The organism is Saccharibacillus kuerlensis DSM 22868, assembly GCF_000378145.1.
GTDB classification, from domain to species: Bacteria; Bacillota; Bacilli; order Paenibacillales; family Paenibacillaceae; genus Saccharibacillus; species Saccharibacillus kuerlensis.
Map to the genome: position 1 here is coordinate 17,005 of NZ_KB899293.1, position 17,904 is coordinate 34,908.

Genomic DNA, 17,904 nt, shown 5'->3' on the forward strand with positions numbered 1-17,904 from the left:
AATCTGACTTTCTCGACACGTTGAGGCCTTTCCACAGGAAAGGCCTCTTTGTCCTGAGGTTTATGATCGGATAGCCGCCTATCTGCTGCGATACATTTGCCGCCATTAACGCCCCAGCAGCTTGTCTCAATCAGATGAACGGTTTCGTTTGGTGGAATCGCACTTAAACCGTGTACGTTTCCACCAAACGAAATCCGACTATTCAAGTGAGACAAGCTGCTAGGTGAAAGACTTCCTTCAACTCTCGCGCTACCGGGCTGTTGTCCGGATTCGTCTCCATAATATCCTTCATATAATCCCACCATTTCCGGCAGATTTCTGTATCTGCCGACTTGGCCCACAGCTCTTCGTCTTCGATTTCCAGATAAGCAAACAGACTGTCCGTCTCTGCATCCAGAAAAATCGAATAGCTCAGCATGCCGTGCTCCTTCAGCATGCTCTCCATCTCCGGCCATAGTTCATCATGACGACGGCGGTATTCTTCATGGTGCTCCCTGAACACTTTCATTACCGAAGCTTTACGAATCATCTTCCTCTTCCTCCCTATACAAGTGTAGTTTGCAGGTGTGTTCGCGACTCTAAAGGAAGTATAGCGCTTTCAAACCAAGAAAACGAATCGGCAAAAAGCACGCCCTTGATGGACGCGCTTCAAATCCTGCCGATCCCGCGATGCTCTTCCACTTCAATTGAAGAACATCCGATGAAATTATACTGCCGCGCTTGTTCCTTTGCGGGCTTTCTCGTCTTTGCGGATCTGCTTGCTGCGCAATTGACCGCATGCCGCATCAATGTCGGTGCCGTGTTCCATGCGTACCGTTGCGTTGATTCCGCGCTTCTTCAGTACATCGTAGAAGCCGTTGATTGCTTCCGGCGTACTGCGCTGATACTGGCTGTGTTCATCGACCGGATTATAAGGAATCAGGTTGATGCTTGCCAGATCCTTGAATTCGTCCAACAGGTCGGCCAGCTGTTCGGCCGTCTCGCGGCTGTCATTTACTTCGCTGAGCAAAATGTACTCAAACATGATCCGGCGGCCCGTTGTATCGAGATAATAACGGACGGCGTCCATCAGCTTCTCAAGCGGGAACGCGCGGTTGATCATCATAATCCGCGTACGCAGGTCATTATTAGGTGCATGCAGCGAGATCGCCAGATGCGTCTGGGTGCCAAGATCTGCAAAGGCGCGAATCTTGTCCGGAATACCGCTCGTCGAAACGGTGATCCGCTTCGCTGCGATTGCCAGACCTTTGCGGTCCTTGACGACGTCGAGGAAGTGGATCAGATGCTCGAAGTTGTCGAATGGCTCGCCGATACCCATCACAACAATGTTGGTTACCTTCTCGTTCTTGCCTGCCGCATCCAAATAATGCTGTACGGTCATGATCTGCTCGACGATCTCGCCCGCCGTCAGATCCCGGCTTTTCTTGATCAGACCGCTGGCGCAGAAGCTGCAGCCGATATTGCAGCCGACCTGTGTCGTTACACAGACGGACAGTCCGTATTTCTTGCGCATCAGAACCGTTTCGATCAAGCTGCCGTCGTGCAGCTGCAGCAGGAACTTAACCGTGCCGTCAGACGCTTCCTGCTTGACGAACTGAGTCATTGTATTAAGCGAAAATCTTTCCTGCAGCAGTTCCAGGCAGGCGGCATTAACAGCTGTCATCTGCGAGAAATCGCTCACTCTTTCCGTATACAGCGCCTTCCAAATGTGTGCGGCACGGGATTTCTTCTCCCCGTTCTGCGTTAGCCATTCGGACAGCGCCTCCAAAGTTAGTCCATAAATGGACGGTTTGCTGTTCATGGTGGGTTACCCTCTTTTCAAAACCGTGATCCGTCGGATCCGGTACGTATAGATATGCTGTATGTCTTGCAGACCAGAGAATCGGAAAATTAAAATTCTTTCTTATTGTCCCAAATTTCAAACGCAAGCACAAGCGGATTATTGAAGCATTGGGCGAAAAAACAACCTCCAAAACCTGCCGCTGTACACGGAAGGCTCTGAAGGTTGGCAGGAAACGTTCTTAACCGAAACGCTGTGTTTTGTACCACTTCGTTTTACGACCTGTCAGCTTATTGACCGTAAGGTTCCATACCGCTTTAAGAGACAGGACGATAAAGAGCTGTGAATACGTGAAGTAAGACAGACACGACAGGATGAAATTTCTCGTCGTACTCTGACCGATATCGGAAGCGAGCGCCAGGTTGATCTGCAGCACGTACAGGTAATACATGAGAGCGCCCGACATCATCAGGTAGACGTAGAGATCTTCCGCAAAACGAAACGGAGAGGTCAGCGACGAATCGAACAAGCTCAATACAACGAAGATCAGATTTATGACGAGAATAAAATCCGATGCCAAGATAGCAAGCATAAACCAAAGATAACCCATCGCATAATATAGAACCAACAGTTGGACTCTCCAAGGGGAACCATTGAACAGGTGTTTGATATTGGTCATAATGACGTAGAAATTCCCCTGCGCCCACCTGGTTCGCTGCTTAATATATACGTTCAGATCTTCAGGTTCCTGCTGATAGGCTTCAGCCCGTGAGGCAAGAGCAATCAGTTTGCCCCGCTGCATAATTTCGAAAGACACCGCCGTGTCTTCCGTCAGCGCATTGACATCCCATCCGCCAATTTCACGAATCAGGTCCGACTTGATAATAAAGTTGGTTCCGGGAATCGTTCCAATTCGGAACAGCTGCCACATCCCCGTGTGATAAATCCGCTGTACCGTTACCAATTCAAGATTTATAAATTGGGAGAGAAGATTTTGCCCCCTGTTGCGCGCCTTGTTGCGTCCAAAGACTGCTCCGTAACGCTCGGGATCTTCCAGTGCTTTTGTAATCAGGAAGAACAGTGTATTGCGTTCGGGCGCCGCATCCGCATCAAAGATACAGATCCATTCTCCGGTCGCCTGCTCCAATGCGTCGTTCAAAGCTCCGGATTTGCCTCCGGTCCCTTTTCTCTCGAAAACAGTAAAATTACGATCCTGATAAGGGGCCATCTTCTTGAGTCGGTATAGACGATTAGCTGTCGTATCGGAGCAGTTGTCCGCAATTACAATCAATTGGAGTTTTTCGGGAGGGTAATTCAGATTAAGTACGTTTTCCGCGGTTGCGGCGATAACCAATTCTTCATTATGTGCGGGGATTAATACGGTTACGGTGGGGAAATGGCTCATGTCCTGCGAGGCGTCCCATTTTTCTTTGCGTTCTTTCATCAAAAAGCGGATCGCTCCTGCCATGAATACGATCGACTGGAGAACGGCCGCCCAGATGCTCAACATCACAAACAGCATCAGTCCGTCACTCATGGGACTTCCCCCGGTCGTAGCTTCGATTGACAGCGGCTCTAAACCAAAGCGTCATACCTGTGAGAACCAGCACACATGTCATCAAAAACAAATTCACTCCGCTGCACAGCGGGAGGAACCATTCAATGTAACTTGTCATTTCATCTCCCTCTTCCGCTTAAATATATTCGCCGATCAGATCGGTTTCCGAATTTCGGACAAGTGCAGCCACAACAGCATCGGCATCACCGTATTTGCTGAACTGTTCTTCATGAAAAACAAGTCCGCCCGCACGTACGACAAAATTGACAGGAAGTCCGTTTTTGCCTTCGATCCGGTGATCCATCATAGCCTGCTTGATGCGCCCCTTCAGCATCTGAAGATCATCCGCCCGGGTCATCGGACAAATCACCACAAATTGTCCGCCTTCGATCGAAAACTTATAATCCTCAAATCGGATCTCTTTTTGAATAACCCCAGACAGTTCAACCAGCAGCTGCGCATATCGCCGGGAACCGAGCAACTCCTGGACAGCGGGCAGAAAATCGATCTTGAACAGCATCATGCAGAATCCGTAATGCTCCGAGTAACGCCGTGCCAGATTGGACTGCTTGATCAGCGTATCCTGCAGCGCCAACCGGTTGCCGAGGCTCGTTTCGGGATCCACTTCGGGATTCAGCGTCTGCAGCGCATCCAGCCGTTCGAGCAGCCTTCGACTGCGAATCAATCCGCGGCCCAGCAGCCCTGCAGCGAGCAGGTCGGCCGGTACCAGAAGCAGCCAGGAAACGCCAAGGACATCGACCGGACCGTATGTAGTCAGCCAGACGAAGTAAGCAACAATAAACACAAAGACCAGAACAGCCGATACGCCTACCGGAATGAAGAGACCGGTTCCCAGCGCTACCAAAGCCAAGCTCCCCAACACGATTTCTCGCGTATGAGGGCCGTCAATCTGGTAGATTTGCCAATTCAATAGAAGGGTCTGTACGATTGCCAATGCGATCAAAGCAACATATCCCAACGAAAATTGACGAACAAAAAGTGCATTTTTCATGAGTTATCGATTCCTTTTGTCAGTTTTCCACTGCTGCTCTGCAAGAAGCGGGAATAAATTATCGAATGCATGCGTATCGCCACCAAATACGTACCCACCGGGATAGCGAGAGTCTTGGTCTCGGAACTGCAGCATTCGTTCAATCATCTTTCCTGCCCATTTGGAATCATTCGAGTCCATGAAGAGCATCGCTGCCAGTGCGTAGACCGACGGAGACTCATAAGGAACGGTTCCTTTTAGACTGGATCGATCGTAACGCCCTACGATCTTGCCCTGCTGTTCATACTGCTGACGCAAAAAATCCAACAGCTTGGTAGGCATCTGGCCAGCTTCATGAACATGAATAGCCGCAATCAACTGTTCGGTCATATTGACCTCTTCTACAGATTCATACTGACCGGTTTTTACATTGTATCGTTGAGGATAAAAGACAGAATCTTGAGGCAGGGATTTAAGCAGGGAGGTGTAGCGCTGAAGTGTGGCATCGTCCATCAATTCATAGAAGTTCATTCTCTCGAAAGCTTCAATATCGATGTAGGCGAGATTAAGCGTGGCTGCCGAAGTTCCATCGGCGAAGTTGTGGTAATCGACCAAGTAGCCGTTTACTGCGGTTTCCTGCTGCAGAGTTTGCGAGATTAAGCGGGCTTCCTTCAAGTAAGCTTCATTTCCCCAAACGTCATAAGCATGCAAAAGCACATTAAGCAGACGAAGATCGTCGCCCAGTGCATTGGTTGTTACCTGGGAAGTTCCGTCGGGCTCCAGCTTCCAGTACCAGTAATGCTCGGGAGCGGTGAAAAAAGACTGCAGCGTGTTCAGATTCTTGTCAAACTCGGTCTGATTGTTCTGCTTCAAGTTGTAAGCCATCCACAAACCGACGGATTCCAGTAAAGCTTCCTTGCCGGCGACGATATCGGGATTTTGCGAAACAGAGGGTTTTAAATAAGTGGCGATCGTGTGATTGGGGTTCATCATGTGTGAAGCGATAAAATCTTGAGTCGGGGAAACATAACGTTGTCGAAGAAGTTCCCATCCACCGCAAATAGTGGCAACCACCACAAAAATGGATGCTATAAGCACACAGGTGGATTTAGTCCTTTTTTTTAGAAACACCCGGAACTACCTCCAATTTTTACTTGAAGTTCTTATAGAGTACTTTATACCTAATAATAAGGAATTAAGCAATACCTAACAAGGAACTTCTTTCATCATTATAAGAGTTTTGTATGGGAATTAGAATACTTTTCGTCAACGTAAAATGCCCGAATCTCAAGAAATTCATCCAGATGCTCCAAAAACAGATCAGTAAGAACAGGGTCAAAATGCTCGCCTCGTTCCTTATGGAAAAATTGAATAATTTCGGGAAGAGGCCATGCTTTCTTATATACACGGTCGCTTGCCAGCGCGTCGAATACGTCAGCGATTGCAGTAATCCGGGCATACAGATGGATTTCTTCGCCCATAAGCCCCTGCGGATAACCGCCGCCTCCATATTTTTCGTGGTGCTGCAGTGCGATAATGGCGGCTGTCTTAAGAATGGGACGGCTTGAATGCTTCAGCATCTCATAGCCGGACCGTGCATGATCTTTCATAATGGCATATTCTTCATCCGTCAGCTTGCCCGGTTTATTGAGAATGGAATCGCTGATGCCGACTTTGCCGATATCATGCATCGGGCTGGCCAATGCGAGCAGATTCGCTTCTTCTTCCGGAAGTCCGTATTTGAGCGCCAGCAGCTTCGTATATTCCGCTACCCGCTTCACATGGAACCCGGTCTCCTGCGAACGTGTCTCTGCGATGCCGCCAAGCGTGTAAATGATTTCTTTTTGCGTACTCTCGATCTCGTGGCGCAGCTCCAAATTCTCGAACACGGCATCTGTATTGGCGCAGTAAGACTCGGCCAAATAGTACTCCCAATCACTCGGTGTACGAAGACCGTCGATAAAAACCAGCCGCTCGGTGCCTACACTGCTCGGCGAATAGAAACTGAAGCCTTCCATTGACGGTGAATTCGAGCCGAACGAACGCAGCAGCGGTAGCACATTGTCGATTTCTCGAGGCAGTGTCTCCGCGTCGACGCCCGTATATTTGCCGGTTGCGGCCAACTTGTTCCATTTCTGATGAACTTTTTGCAGAATCAGTCCGCTGTAAGCGTTCTTTAGATTTAGAATCGAAGCGAGATGACGTAGAACATCCTGTGCCATTTCTTCAAGAGAATTAGCATTCAGTACGAGCGACGAGGACAGTGCCACATATTCCAGACTTTTCTTCTCGTCGTCTGTTTTTTTGAAGTCCCGATAAGCTCGCAGCGCTGCAACAAGGGAGGCCTTCAAACGCCCTTCCTGCTGATCAAACTCTCCTTTGATGCGGAAAGTATTAATATCGTAGCCGAGCATGATCTCTTCTTCTTCTTCCGCCCAGATTCGATCCGCTACAATCACGATACGGACAGCCGCATTTTGCAGAGTTTGACGAATATAGCTGACCAAAGACAGAGGACGCCGATCTCCCGATTCGTCCAGCTCCAGCATTACAGATGCAATATTCGGTTCCTTTTCAAGCAGCAGACGTGCCTCGTCGATCCCTGCAGCATGGATTAGACGAACACCCCGTCCTTCAAAACGAAAATCGCTAAGTATATGTGAAAGCCCCAGCAGTTCTTCGCTGCGGTGAGCAACTAATAAAATGTTCCATGCGATCTCGTTCGTAAGTTCGCCCTCTCCATTCTCCCGGTAGATGTCCATTGCATTTCTCCTCCAGCTTATTGTCAATCCGCTTTCCAAATATTCCGTACATAGTTAGCTTTCGCCCTTATCGCTTTATCGTCAACTTAGCGGGTAATGTGAAGAGAACAAGGGTACTAATTTTATGAAAATGATGCAGAAAAGACCGGGCGGTGCAATTCAGGTCCATATTACGCTGTCCGGATGCTGCAAGGAGGAAATTCATGACAAGTCCAAACGCCTTTTCAACATCGAATCCAAAAATTGTCCTTGCCGGAGCGACGGGCTTTATTGGAAGGGCACTTCAGAAGCGTTATGCGGAAAAAGGATACGATCTACGAATGATTTCCCGCCGCACCGGTGACATCTCCTGGAATGACCACGCCGAAATGACGAATGCTCTCAACGGAGCAGCTCTGCTTGTCAATTTGGCGGGCCGCTCAGTCAACTGCCGATACAATGAACATAATAAACGCGAAATCATGAACTCCCGCACCGAAACGACACATGCCCTTGGAGAAGCCGTTATGTCCTGTTACAATCCACCGGAACTATGGATCAACTCCGGCACCGCCACCATTTACCGCGATGCCCGCGACCGTCCCATGACTGAGGAGGACGGCGAGCTCGGAAGCGGCTTCTCTGTCGAAGTCGCCAAAGCCTGGGAAGAAGCCTTCTTCTCCTCTTCCACACCGGCCACTCGAAAAGCAGTGCTGCGCATTTCCATTGTGCTGGGACGCGGCGGAGGCGTTATGACTCCGTATATCAACCTCGTACGTTTCGGTCTTGGCGGCCATCAGGGACCGGGCGATCAGCGCTTCAGTTGGGTGCATCTTGAAGATCTATGCCGGATGATCGAATTTCTTGAAGAGCGAAAAGATCTGTCCGGCATCTTCAATGCCTCGGCGCCGGAACAGGTCACGAATGCCGAGCAGATGAAGATTATGCGCGAAGCTTATGGGCGCCGACTCGGCCTGCCGGCGCCCGCTTGGATGCTGGAAGTGGGCGCCGTGGCCATCCGCACCGAGACGGAACTGATTCTGAAAAGCCGCTGGGTCGCACCGGAACGTATGCTTCGCGAAGGTTTCCAATTCCGTTATCCGACACTGCGTGAGGCGATGGCGGAGATCGCCAGATAAGCGTCCCCCGCTTGAACCTGCACGAGAAAGTCTGACTTTATCCAAGTGGTCCGCCTGCCTTTTCGCTTTCGGCATATTCAACCCGGGTAGATACGCCCAATCCGGGTAATGATAAGCAGGAAACTCCCTATACGAAAGCGAGGAAAATCCATTGTCGCCAACTCCAAACGCTTCACCCGAAGATTTGACCCTTGTAATTGGTGCCGGTCTTGCCGGTCTGACCTGTGCATTCGAGCTTGCCGAAAAAGGCAAACCCGTGCTTGTACTCGAGGCTGCTCCGTACGTGGGAGGCCGCACAGCCAACTGGGATGAAAACGGTATGGAAGTCGAATCGGGCTTCCACAAATTCATCGGTTACTACACGCTTCTGCCGGAACTGCTGGAACGAGCAGGCATCAAGCTGAACGACATGCTCTTCTGGGAAAAATCGATGGAAGCCCGGCATCCCGAAGCCGGCGAACCCGGTGTATTCGGCTTGGACGTCGTTCGTGCACCGCTTAAAACGCTGCTCGGAGCACTGGGCAACAACAGCTATCTGACACCGGCCGACAAGGCTTCCCTGATTCCATTTTTCACGGCCGGCTTCAAAGATTATCTGTCCAACCCCGAAGAGCTCGACGAAATCCCGGTAAAAGAATATGCCGAACGTTACAACGTGACCGAGCAGGCGCTGGAACGGATTCTGCAGCCGCTCTCTTCCGGAATCTTTTTCCTGCCGCCGGAGCAGTATTCGTCCTATGCTTTCTTCGGATTGTTTGCACCGGGTATCCCCCGTCTGCATAAGATGCGTATTGGCGCTTTCAGCGGCGGCATGACGGACGTCATGTGCAAACCATTGGCCGATGCAATCGAGAGGCTGGGAGGCAGGGTTCGCACTTCCACACCGGTCCGCAGCTTGATTGTCGAAAACGGTTCGGTTGTCGGCGTGGAGCTGGAAAACCTGGTGCGTATTTCCGCCGCTCGCGTCGTCGTCGCAACGAACATCCGCCGCTCCCAAAAGCTGCTGACGGAGCATTTCCAGGACGTTTCCTGGTTTGCACCGTTCTTCGAACTGGATGCCATGCCGCATGTGACGGCCCAATTCGAGATGCCGCAGCCGCTGCTGCCGAAAGACCGGACCACATTCGGACCGGGAACTCAACTTGGATCGTTCGGCGAGCAGTCTCGTACGACTTTCCGGGACCAGGGTGGCCGAACGTCGATCATTCTCGTCAATCCCGATGAGCTGATCGATCTCCCGGAAGAAGAAGTATGGCAGCGTACCGTTGACAGCCTTAAGGAAATTGGACTGGACGGCGTCGAAACGACTACCCAATACCGGATTATCCGCGGCAACGAGAACTTCTATCGTCTGGCTGCAGGGAATGAAAAGAAGCGTCCCAAGCAGGTCACGCCGATTCCGGGATTATTCCTGGCCGGCGATTATACGAAGCAGCCTTTCTTCGCTACGATGGAAGGCGCCGTTATTTCCGGTCAGCGTGCAGCAAGAGGCATTTTGAAAGAATAAACTCACATTAAAAAATAATATTGAATTGACTTGAAACCACCCTCCCGAATGCCGCGTATATCTGGCATCAATCAAATGGAGGGTGAGATTTCATGTCTTTTTTTAAAAAGATGCTGGCCAGCGTAGGAATCGGTAATGCCAAAGTAGATACGGTGCTCGACACGTCAGAGGTACCGGTAGGAGGGGACATCTCAGGTATCGTCTACATAGAGGGCGGCCAGGTAGAACAGTCGGTCGAACGCATCTATCTGTTCATCAAGTCGGAATATATCCGTGAAAAAGACGACCGCAAAGTCCGCGAGACGGCAACAATTACCAAGTTTTTGCTGACGGAACGCTTCACCCTCCGTGCCGGAGAACGCAAAGAAATCCCGTTCCGCTTCACACTGCCGGAATACACGCCGGTTACGCTGCGCAGTTCAGGAGTCTGGGTTGAAACAGGGCTGGATATTCCGAGCGCCGTCGATGCAACCGATCGCGATGCACTGAACGTAACTCCAAGCGACGAAATCCAGGTCGTTCTTGATGCAATCGAGACGCTCGGATTCCGGCTGCGCGAAGTGACGAACGATTATGCGCCGCGTCTCGGCGGGCCGCTGCCGTTTGTACAGGAATTCGAATATGTACCAACAACCAAATTCCGCGGCCGTCTCGATGAATTGGAAGTTCTGTTCCGCCAGCAGAATGGAGACCTGGAACTGCTGCTGGAAATTGACCGACGCGCACGCGGTCTCGGCGGATTTTTCTCGGAAGCGCTGGGCACGGACGAAAGCCGGGTACGCCTGAATCTGTCCCGCAGCGACCTAACTCGCGGTCCGCATCATATCGCGAATATTTTGGAAGATACGATTTCGCGTTACGCCCACTGATTTTTAATTTGACCGCCCTTCAGGGCGGTCTTTTGCGTTTTCAAGTGGGGTATTATCAAAATGTTCGTTTGGATGGGTTGGAACACGGGTTAAGTCAATGTCCCGGCGGGTATGGGTTAGAAAACGAAAACTCATTCCCCCATCCCAAAGGAGGGCAAGACGATGAAAAACAAAATCCCGTACAGTCTGCTGACCGTCGTCATCACCGGAGCTTCAAGCGGCATCGGCCGCGGCATTGCCAGAAAACTGGCTGCCGAAGGTGCCCAGCTTGTGCTCGCCGCACGTCGCACTTCGCTGATTGAAGAACTAGCCTTGGAATGCGGCAACGCGATTGCGGTAACAACCGACGTTGCCAAGGAGGAGGATGTAGCCCGTCTATTCCATACAGCCATCGAAAAGTACGGAAAGATCGATGTCTGGATCAACAATGCCGGCGTCGGAGCAATCGGACCATTTACAGACATTCCGCTGAAAGATCATATTCGAGTCGTCGAAACAAACCTATTTGGTATGATTTATGGCAGCCATTACGCACTGCGTCATTTCAAGGAGCGCGGAGCCGGTACACTCATCAATATGGCTTCCGTCACCGGTAAAATATCGTTCCCCTACTACAACACCTACTCTGCGACCAAGTACGCCATCGCCGGCCTGAATGGCTCCTTGTATCAGGAGATGGAGCTTGAAGGACGGGAAGATATTCATGTCTGTGCCGTGCACCCTTGGGCGACCGACACGCCATGGTTTGAGCATGCCGGCAATTACAGTGGGCATGAAGCGCAGATGAAACCGATGGACGATGCCGGAAGCGTCGTCAATGCCGTCATCAAGCTGATCGACGAACCTCAAGAGTCAGTCGAAGTCGGCGTGAAGACCAAGGGATCGACCATTTCCAGCAATCTGATGCCGGGTCTGACAGAGAATCTGAACGCCAAGTATTTGCAAAAAGTGATTCAGGACGCTCCGCCTACCGAAGCCACTTCAGGCAGCATCCACAAACCGATGGCGACAGGCGTCGGCGTCTCCGGCGGCATCCGCGACCGGATGAAGCGGCAAAAAGATTTGGATGGAGCGACCCCGGACGATCAGGTATCGCCTTAAAGACGGGAGAAAGCGAATTCCCATCACCTCCTCTCCATCAAACCATCGCGCACAAAAAGAGCCGGAAGCATTATTCCGGCTCTTTATTATGTCTCTGAAAGTCTAAATGTCTCCGCCAGCATCTCGTACATCCGAAGTTTCATCCCAAAATCCGGCGATACCGTCGCCAACATGAACTCGTCGGCTCCATAAATATCAGACAGCGCGATCAGCTGTCTGCGAACGCCTGCCGGATCACCGACTACCATTCGGGTACGGCCTGCGCGGATCTTGCTCTGCTGCTGGTCCGTGTAAGAACGGGCCTCTATCTCTTCAATTGACGGTACACGGTCCAGATGACCGCCCTCCGCAATATCCAGCAGATAATCGTCGAACACACGAGCCAGAAGCTCTGCCTCCGCTTCGTCTCGGCCGCACACCGCAAACAGCGAGACAAGAACCTTAGGCTGCGTACTCCCTGCCGACGGTACGAACTTGTCGCGGTACGATTTTACGGCTTCGCGCCCCGCCCGACCGCGAATAAAATGTCCAAATGCCAGCCCCATGCCGTTTGAAGCGGCAATCTCCGCTCCATTCTCGCTGGAGCCGAGCAGCCACAGCTCCGGCGCAGAAGCTGCACGGGGCGTTACCGCAGCTCCGGCACTGTCACTGCCACGAATGTAAGCGGACAGACGCGCCGCCTGCTCCGGATACTTGCGGAATGATCCGCTGCGTCCGTCGAGGAGTGCGGCGGACGTCTCGGCACGTCCTCCTGTCGAGCGGCCGACACCGAGGTCAATTCGGCCGGGATACAGTGCGGCAAGAACGGAGAAGCTTTCCGCGACCTTGAACGGACTATGCATAGGCAGCATGACGCCGCCGGAACCGATTCGCATTTGCCCCTGTGTGGAGGCTGCCAATGCGGATACAAGAATTTCGGGAGCGGATCCGGCCAGCACGCGATTGCCATGATGCTCGGATACCCAGTAGCGCGAATAACCCCATCGTTCGGCAGCTTGCGCCAATGCGATGCTTTCGGCCATCGCACGCTCGGAAGAGCCTCCTTTGCGTATTTCCGAATAATCCAGAATCGATAGCTTCATGACCGTTCCTCCTTTTATAATCTTATGTTCTGCAGCCCCTCCATTATAAACGATTCGGCGCAAGCAACAAAAAGCCCGGGTCCAGCTCGAAGGGTCAAGCCGTTTGACACGTGCTGCAGTTCGGCTGTCTACAATAGTAACCACTCAATTCTGCCCTCATATTTACGTCCACTGAGCAAATCCCATCAGCCTTTCATCGCTAACCCTATCGGTTCTTCAATTCAAATCTCTTAGTATTTTTTAAAAATTATCTAAAAAATTTCACCTCCTCCTTCATTACCAGTCAAAAAGCCCTAAAATTTCGACTGTTTTTGAACGATATTAAGTCTGTATGCCTAAATCACTGAAGCCAAGGAGGCGCAAGTACTACATGAAATTGAATATTCGCCAGAAAATGATTGGAAGCTTTCTAATCGTGACTCTGATTTTTGGCCTGGCCTCATTTGCGTCGTTTCGCACAATGAAGAGCACAAACGAAAGTTACGATTATTTGATCGATACTGTCACCGAACTGCGATCAGATGCTCAGTCTGTCGAGACAGGAGTCGCTCTGCAGATCGGATACTACCGGGCTTTTATGCTGTATGAAGATAGCCAATTCCGTGATCGGTTCGACGAAGCCAATGCACAAGTCAGCACTATAGTCGCAGCCGCGAAACAGACAGCCACGCTCGAGGAGACTCGCAGCCGGCTCGACAAAATTGCTCAAACGAACGAAAAATTTCAACAGGTAGCCAATGAAGTCATGGATTCGGCTGCTGTTAACAAACAGAAGGCAATCGACGATGGTCTTGCTTCTATCGTACCGCTCAGCAGTGATCTGATTGATCAGACCTATTCATTGAACACTTGGCTTCGCGACGATATCCTCGCCCCGAGATTGGAAGAAGCTCGTACCGCTTCACGTAACGGCCTCATCGAAATGCTGGGACTAAGCGTTCTGGCCGCTCTGATTGCCTTAGGAAGCGGGCTGCTGATCTCCGGTATGATTGCCAAGCCGATCGTCAGACTGGAACGTTCCGCACGTCTTGTTGCGGAAGGCAGATTGGATATCGAACCGCTGAAGATTCGCAGCAGAGATGAAATTTATAATCTCAACGAATCTTTTGTTCAAATGACAAATCATCTGCGAGAGACCATTCGCGGCATCTCCGACAATGCCGCCCAGCTCGCCGCTTCGGCGGCGCAGTTGAACATCGGTGCCGGACAGTCGAGTCAGGCCGCAGAATCCGTCGCTTCCTCCATGTCGGAAATTGCGAGCGGCTCTGATTCGTCCACCGCTATGCTGAACGATAACTTCGCTGCGCTGCGTGAAGTTGCGCAGGGAGCATCCAACGTTTCGGCCGGTTCTGGCGATGTGCTGGAGCTGTCTCGCCGGACAACGCTTGAAGCCGAAGAGGGAGGCCGATACGTGGACGACAGCCTCAAACAAATGCAATTCATCCGTGACTCCGTCCACCAATCCAACGCGGTCATCGAAGTGCTTCACAGCCGCTCGCAGCAAATTGACAGTATTCTCGGCGTAATTGGTACAATTGCTTCTCAGACCAACATGCTGGCATTAAACGCCTCAATCGAAGCGGCAAGAGCCGGCGACGCGGGCCGCGGATTTTCCGTCGTTGCCGGTGAGATCGGCAAGCTGGCAGAGCAGTCGCAGACATCGGCCCGTTCAATCGGTGAACTGGTCGCCGAAATACAAAAGGATACCGCAGAATCGGTCAATATCATGATCGAAGTTATGAAAAATGCCGATGACGGAGTAGGCTTATCTGAACAGATGCAGCACAAGTTTGCTCAAATTCTGCAAAGCACGCGGAGCATGACCCCTTATCTTGAAGAAATGACCGCTACAATTAACGAGATTTCTGGAGGAATCGGAGCAGTTTCCGCCGCCTCCGAAACCATTGCCGATCTTGCACAAAAGAATACCGTTTCTTCCGAAACAGCCGCTGCGGCGACAGAGCAGCAGCTGGCCTCCATGCAGGAGATTACGGCTTCTGCCCAGGCACTCTCCTCAATGGCCGATGAATTGAACATATTGGCGGGCCGCTTCCAGCTTTAGCTTTAATAGGCATGGCTTTAGACTGTACGATAAGCAAATAATGCAAAAAGGAACGATCCGCCTGGCGCAGACCGTTCCTTTTTCCCGTAATCCAACAAAATCAAGTGAAAAAACGGCCGTGCTGTGCTACAATACTGAAATTGCAATCAATTGCAATCGGCCATCATTCTAGGGAGGTTTATCGATCGCCATGCTTATTATTGGTATCGCCGGCGGCACCGGTTCCGGCAAAACAACGGTTGCAAAGTCCGTTATTGACCGGCTCGGCGCAGGCAAAGTCACTTTCATATCTCAGGACAACTATTATAAAGATCATCCTGATCTTACCCTCGAAGAGCGTGGAGCCATCAATTATGATCATCCCTTCGCGTTCGACAATGACCTTATGGTCGAGCATCTGAACGATTTGAAAGAAGGCCGTACGGCTTATGCTCCAGTTTACGACTTTACCGTACATGCCCGCTCTGCGGACAAAACGGTAGAACTGAAGCCGAACAATATCGTCATTATTGAAGGTCTGCATGTGCTGTCGGACGAACATCTGCGCGCGCTGCTCGACATCAAGGTATTCGTCGATACAGATCCGGATGTACGCATTTTGCGCCGCGTACTGCGTGATATCGAAGACCGCGGTCGCAATATTCGTTCCGTGCACGATCAGTACCTCACGACGGTCAAGCCGATGCATGAAGCGTTCATTGAACCGTCTAAGAAATATGCCGACCTGATTATCCCTGAAGGCGGCCATAACGAAGTCGGCATCCAGCTGCTGTCGATCTTGACGGAGAAATATTTGTCGGGCGACCACAAATGGAATCATCATTCGTCGTAAAGATCGAGCTTCGATCTTCATTGCAAAAGAAGCTTATCCCGGGCAGAAGCGCATACTGCGCCCTGCAGGGGATAAGCTTCTTTTTACATTTCGTCGGCATAGCGGGTCTTGACTCCCTCTTACTTGTAGAACACCTTGTCGACATTGTATTTGGCACGGCCTTCGTTGATGATATACGTCTCATATATTTCGCGCTCCGTCGGGTCCGCAACCAAACATACGTCGATCCGGCGTACCTCGTCCCGATGATTTTTCATCGGTGATACATTGTCTTCAAAATGCTTTTTGATACGGGGTCTGAGCTTGCGGGCTTTGCCTACGAAGAGCAGTTCGTCATTTTCGCCGTAGAACATGAAAATGCCGCCTTCCTCCCGCGTAATCAAATGAAAATCGGTGAATCCGTAAATATGACTGAGCTGCGGGTTTTCCTGTTTCTCGATGGAAACATCCGGCTTCGGTACGGTAATTTGAATCATGTCGATCACGTCCTCTGTATAATATGGCCGATCGGCCCTCCCGCCTTTGCAGATACAGGGCGGGCGCAGCCCATCCTACCACAGAATATCGCACGACGCCATGAAAATCGTCGACCTTTCGTAACCTTCTTCCCCTTTGCATCGTATGTTTCTTTATGCAGCGAACGGCACACCGGCCGAGTTCGAATCCGAAGGAGTGAGTTTATGTCCACTGTTAATGCCAGCATTACCGAAAGCGTCCTACGCACACGTAAAAAACTGCGTCTGAATACGTTGATTTCAATTTTCGAAGAATTCGACGGTGAGCGTATGAGTTTGGATGAGTCCAAGCGCTTGGAGAAATACCGTAAGATGGCGCTCAATCCGTTTTCTTTTTATCGCGGCAGCGCTTATCTCTTCTACTTCGACTTGACCCGCCAGTACTTCCCTTATCATACGCCGCAGGACCGCCCTACTTGGATTCAAGGCGATCTGCATTTCGAAAATTTCGGCGCTTTCCAGAGCGAGAGCGGACGCATTGTGTATGACGTAAACGATTTTGATGAAGGCTATGTCGGCTCCTATCTGTACGACATTGTACGCATGGCTGTCAGTATCGTGCTCGTTGGACGCCAAATCGGCTATTCCTCGGAAGAACAGATCGAAGCTGCGGCACACTATGTGAAGTCTTACTACAAGCAGATCGACAAGTTTGCGTCCGGCAAGGACGATCCGGGCGACTTCATTGTTGATTCGAGCTGCGCCAAAGGCCCGGTCCGCAAACTGCTTCGCAAATTGGAAGAGCGCCAGCAGGGACACTTTTTGGAAAAGGTAACTGCACGGATGCAGGGGGAACGCGCTTTCCTTGAAAATGACGAGCTGGTGGAGCCGACGACAGAAGAGCAGGAAGGATTGCAGCAGGCTTGGCCATTTTATACGAATACTCTGCTGTGTCGGCGCTCCGATGAAGAACATTACGAGATTAAAGATATCGCCGTCAAACACGGTTCCGGCACCGCTTCGATCGGTCTTGACCGATTCTATGTGTTGATTGAAGGCGGCACTGCCCAGACGACAGGCGACCGGGATTCCGACGATACGGTGCTGGAAGTCAAAGAAGTTCGGGTACCCGTGCCAGCCTACTTCATGCCGTATTCCGAATCGTTCTGGGACGTGTTTGAGCATCAGGGCAAGCGGGTGACTGCAACGCAGCAGGCTATGCATCATGAAGCGGATCCTTATCTGGGCTTTCTGACAATCGACGATCGTCACTTCTACGTACGAGAGCGTTCGCCTTACAAGAAACGGTTAAAAGCAGAAGCGCTAAAAGAACCGGAGGATATGCAGCGGGTGCTGACACTGATGGGACGCCTGACCGCCAAAATGCATGCCCGCGCTGATTTCGACGACAGCCTTGGCATTCTGCCTTATCACAGCGAAAAAGAAATCGCCAAAGCAATGGGCGAAGACTGCGGCGTATTCGCCCAGCATATTTCGCAGTTTGCCCATGCTTACGCAGATATCGTAGAGCGGGATTATGCGCTCTTTACGGAATGGACGGCGCAGCGTTTTTCTGATATGGAAAAGAAGGACGCGGAAGGAAGTGCCAAGTCCGGCGAAGAGTAAAAAAGAGTAAGAAAAACAGTACGTGAAATAGCATATACAACAAAAATCCCTATGTTCAAGCGTCGTTCGCTTGAATATAGGGATTTTGTATGAACGGTTGAGTTCCGGTTCTACCCGCAACGTGGGGCCTGATTCGATCCGGTTCTCGGATTGGCACAGCA

Annotated in this window: 16 protein-coding genes; 7 read left to right on the top strand and 9 right to left on the bottom strand. The window is 51.1% G+C overall.

All coding sequences use genetic code 11. The annotated features are described in order from the left end of the window. Window positions 1-202: 202 nt before the first annotated feature. The 7 genes from rhaM to F456_RS24865 all read right to left on the bottom strand — a co-directional run bounded on the left by rhaM (window position 203) and on the right by F456_RS24865 (window position 7,091). Complete coding sequence (gene rhaM / locus F456_RS0115495) at window positions 203-529, bottom strand: L-rhamnose mutarotase (RefSeq protein ID WP_018977963.1); 327 nt, start codon at window positions 527-529, stop codon at window positions 203-205. A gap of 177 nt (window positions 530-706) precedes the next feature. After that, window positions 707-1,801: a dual-specificity RNA methyltransferase RlmN gene (gene rlmN / locus F456_RS0115500; protein ID WP_018977964.1), complete on the bottom strand. Its 1,095-nt coding sequence runs from the start codon at window positions 1,799-1,801 to the stop codon at window positions 707-709. A gap of 220 nt (window positions 1,802-2,021) precedes the next feature. Beyond that, window positions 2,022-3,317: a glycosyltransferase family 2 protein gene (locus F456_RS0115505; RefSeq protein WP_018977965.1), complete on the bottom strand. Its 1,296-nt coding sequence runs from the start codon at window positions 3,315-3,317 to the stop codon at window positions 2,022-2,024. Next, a complete protein-coding gene (locus F456_RS24560) occupies window positions 3,310-3,456 on the bottom strand; it encodes a hypothetical protein (protein WP_018977966.1) in 147 nt (48 codons plus the stop codon). Before F456_RS24560 ends, F456_RS0115505 begins: the two co-directional genes overlap by 8 nt. Before the next feature lie 18 nt (window positions 3,457-3,474). Further along, the gene (locus F456_RS0115515; RefSeq protein ID WP_018977967.1) at window positions 3,475-4,350 is read right to left on the bottom strand and encodes a GGDEF domain-containing protein; all 876 of its coding nucleotides are present in this window, start codon (window positions 4,348-4,350) and stop codon (window positions 3,475-3,477) included. A 3-nt stretch (window positions 4,351-4,353) separates the two neighbouring features. Beyond that, window positions 4,354-5,322: a glycosyl hydrolase gene (locus F456_RS0115520; protein WP_157060108.1), complete on the bottom strand. Its 969-nt coding sequence runs from the start codon at window positions 5,320-5,322 to the stop codon at window positions 4,354-4,356. Between the two features lie 236 nt (window positions 5,323-5,558). Further along, window positions 5,559-7,091, bottom strand: coding sequence for an HD domain-containing phosphohydrolase (locus F456_RS24865; protein ID WP_018977969.1), 1,533 nt, complete (start codon window positions 7,089-7,091; stop codon window positions 5,559-5,561). A 203-nt stretch (window positions 7,092-7,294) separates the two neighbouring features. Between F456_RS24865 and F456_RS0115530 the strand changes: the two genes are divergently transcribed. From F456_RS0115530 to F456_RS0115545, 4 genes are all read left to right on the top strand, one after another. Further along, entirely contained in the window at window positions 7,295-8,209 is a 915-nt protein-coding gene (locus F456_RS0115530) for a TIGR01777 family oxidoreductase (protein ID WP_018977970.1), read from the top strand. A gap of 151 nt (window positions 8,210-8,360) precedes the next feature. Further along, window positions 8,361-9,716: a hydroxysqualene dehydroxylase gene (locus F456_RS0115535; protein ID WP_018977971.1), complete on the top strand. Its 1,356-nt coding sequence runs from the start codon at window positions 8,361-8,363 to the stop codon at window positions 9,714-9,716. Window positions 9,717-9,808: 92 nt separating this feature from the next. Further along, entirely contained in the window at window positions 9,809-10,585 is a 777-nt protein-coding gene (locus tag F456_RS0115540; protein ID WP_018977972.1) for a sporulation protein, read from the top strand. 162 nt (window positions 10,586-10,747) lie between these two features. Continuing rightward, on the top strand, window positions 10,748-11,686 hold the full coding sequence (locus F456_RS0115545) for an SDR family NAD(P)-dependent oxidoreductase (protein ID WP_018977973.1): 939 nt from the start codon (window positions 10,748-10,750) through the stop codon (window positions 11,684-11,686). A gap of 86 nt (window positions 11,687-11,772) precedes the next feature. Here the strand turns inward: F456_RS0115545 and F456_RS0115550 are convergent, their stop codons facing one another. Then, complete coding sequence (locus tag F456_RS0115550; protein ID WP_018977974.1) at window positions 11,773-12,768, bottom strand: LLM class flavin-dependent oxidoreductase; 996 nt, start codon at window positions 12,766-12,768, stop codon at window positions 11,773-11,775. A gap of 370 nt (window positions 12,769-13,138) precedes the next feature. Between F456_RS0115550 and F456_RS0115555 the strand changes: the two genes are divergently transcribed. Further along, entirely contained in the window at window positions 13,139-14,830 is a 1,692-nt protein-coding gene (locus F456_RS0115555) for a methyl-accepting chemotaxis protein (RefSeq protein WP_018977975.1), read from the top strand. Between the two features lie 190 nt (window positions 14,831-15,020). Next, complete coding sequence (gene udk, locus F456_RS0115560) at window positions 15,021-15,662, top strand: uridine kinase (RefSeq protein WP_018977976.1); 642 nt, start codon at window positions 15,021-15,023, stop codon at window positions 15,660-15,662. 119 nt (window positions 15,663-15,781) lie between these two features. On the opposite strand, the gene F456_RS0115565 is transcribed toward udk, so the two are convergent. After that, on the bottom strand, window positions 15,782-16,138 hold the full coding sequence (locus F456_RS0115565) for a nucleotide excision repair endonuclease (RefSeq protein WP_018977977.1): 357 nt from the start codon (window positions 16,136-16,138) through the stop codon (window positions 15,782-15,784). Between the two features lie 204 nt (window positions 16,139-16,342). Between F456_RS0115565 and F456_RS0115570 the strand changes: the two genes are divergently transcribed. Beyond that, entirely contained in the window at window positions 16,343-17,743 is a 1,401-nt protein-coding gene (locus tag F456_RS0115570) for a DUF2252 domain-containing protein (protein ID WP_018977978.1), read from the top strand. Window positions 17,744-17,904 lie beyond the last annotated feature (161 nt).

Bases quoted from the DNA above. Each gene is read 5' to 3' on its own strand.
- rhaM (WP_018977963.1), bottom strand. From the start codon at position 529: ATGATTCGTAAAGCTTCGGTAATGAAAGTGTTCAGGGAGCACCATGAA.
- rlmN (WP_018977964.1), bottom strand. From the start codon at position 1,801: ATGAACAGCAAACCGTCCATTTATGGACTAACTTTGGAGGCGCTGTCC.
- F456_RS0115505 (WP_018977965.1), bottom strand. From the start codon at position 3,317: ATGAGTGACGGACTGATGCTGTTTGTGATGTTGAGCATCTGGGCGGCC.
- F456_RS24560 (WP_018977966.1), bottom strand. From the start codon at position 3,456: ATGACAAGTTACATTGAATGGTTCCTCCCGCTGTGCAGCGGAGTGAAT.
- F456_RS0115515 (WP_018977967.1), bottom strand. From the start codon at position 4,350: ATGAAAAATGCACTTTTTGTTCGTCAATTTTCGTTGGGATATGTTGCT.
- F456_RS0115520 (WP_157060108.1), bottom strand. From the start codon at position 5,322: ATGATGAACCCCAATCACACGATCGCCACTTATTTAAAACCCTCTGTT.
- F456_RS24865 (WP_018977969.1), bottom strand. From the start codon at position 7,091: ATGGACATCTACCGGGAGAATGGAGAGGGCGAACTTACGAACGAGATC.
- F456_RS0115530 (WP_018977970.1), top strand. From the start codon at position 7,295: ATGACAAGTCCAAACGCCTTTTCAACATCGAATCCAAAAATTGTCCTT.
- F456_RS0115540 (WP_018977972.1), top strand. From the start codon at position 9,809: ATGTCTTTTTTTAAAAAGATGCTGGCCAGCGTAGGAATCGGTAATGCC.
- F456_RS0115545 (WP_018977973.1), top strand. From the start codon at position 10,748: ATGAAAAACAAAATCCCGTACAGTCTGCTGACCGTCGTCATCACCGGA.
- F456_RS0115550 (WP_018977974.1), bottom strand. From the start codon at position 12,768: ATGAAGCTATCGATTCTGGATTATTCGGAAATACGCAAAGGAGGCTCT.
- F456_RS0115555 (WP_018977975.1), top strand. From the start codon at position 13,139: ATGAAATTGAATATTCGCCAGAAAATGATTGGAAGCTTTCTAATCGTG.
- udk (WP_018977976.1), top strand. From the start codon at position 15,021: ATGCTTATTATTGGTATCGCCGGCGGCACCGGTTCCGGCAAAACAACG.
- F456_RS0115565 (WP_018977977.1), bottom strand. From the start codon at position 16,138: ATGATTCAAATTACCGTACCGAAGCCGGATGTTTCCATCGAGAAACAG.
- F456_RS0115570 (WP_018977978.1), top strand. From the start codon at position 16,343: ATGTCCACTGTTAATGCCAGCATTACCGAAAGCGTCCTACGCACACGT.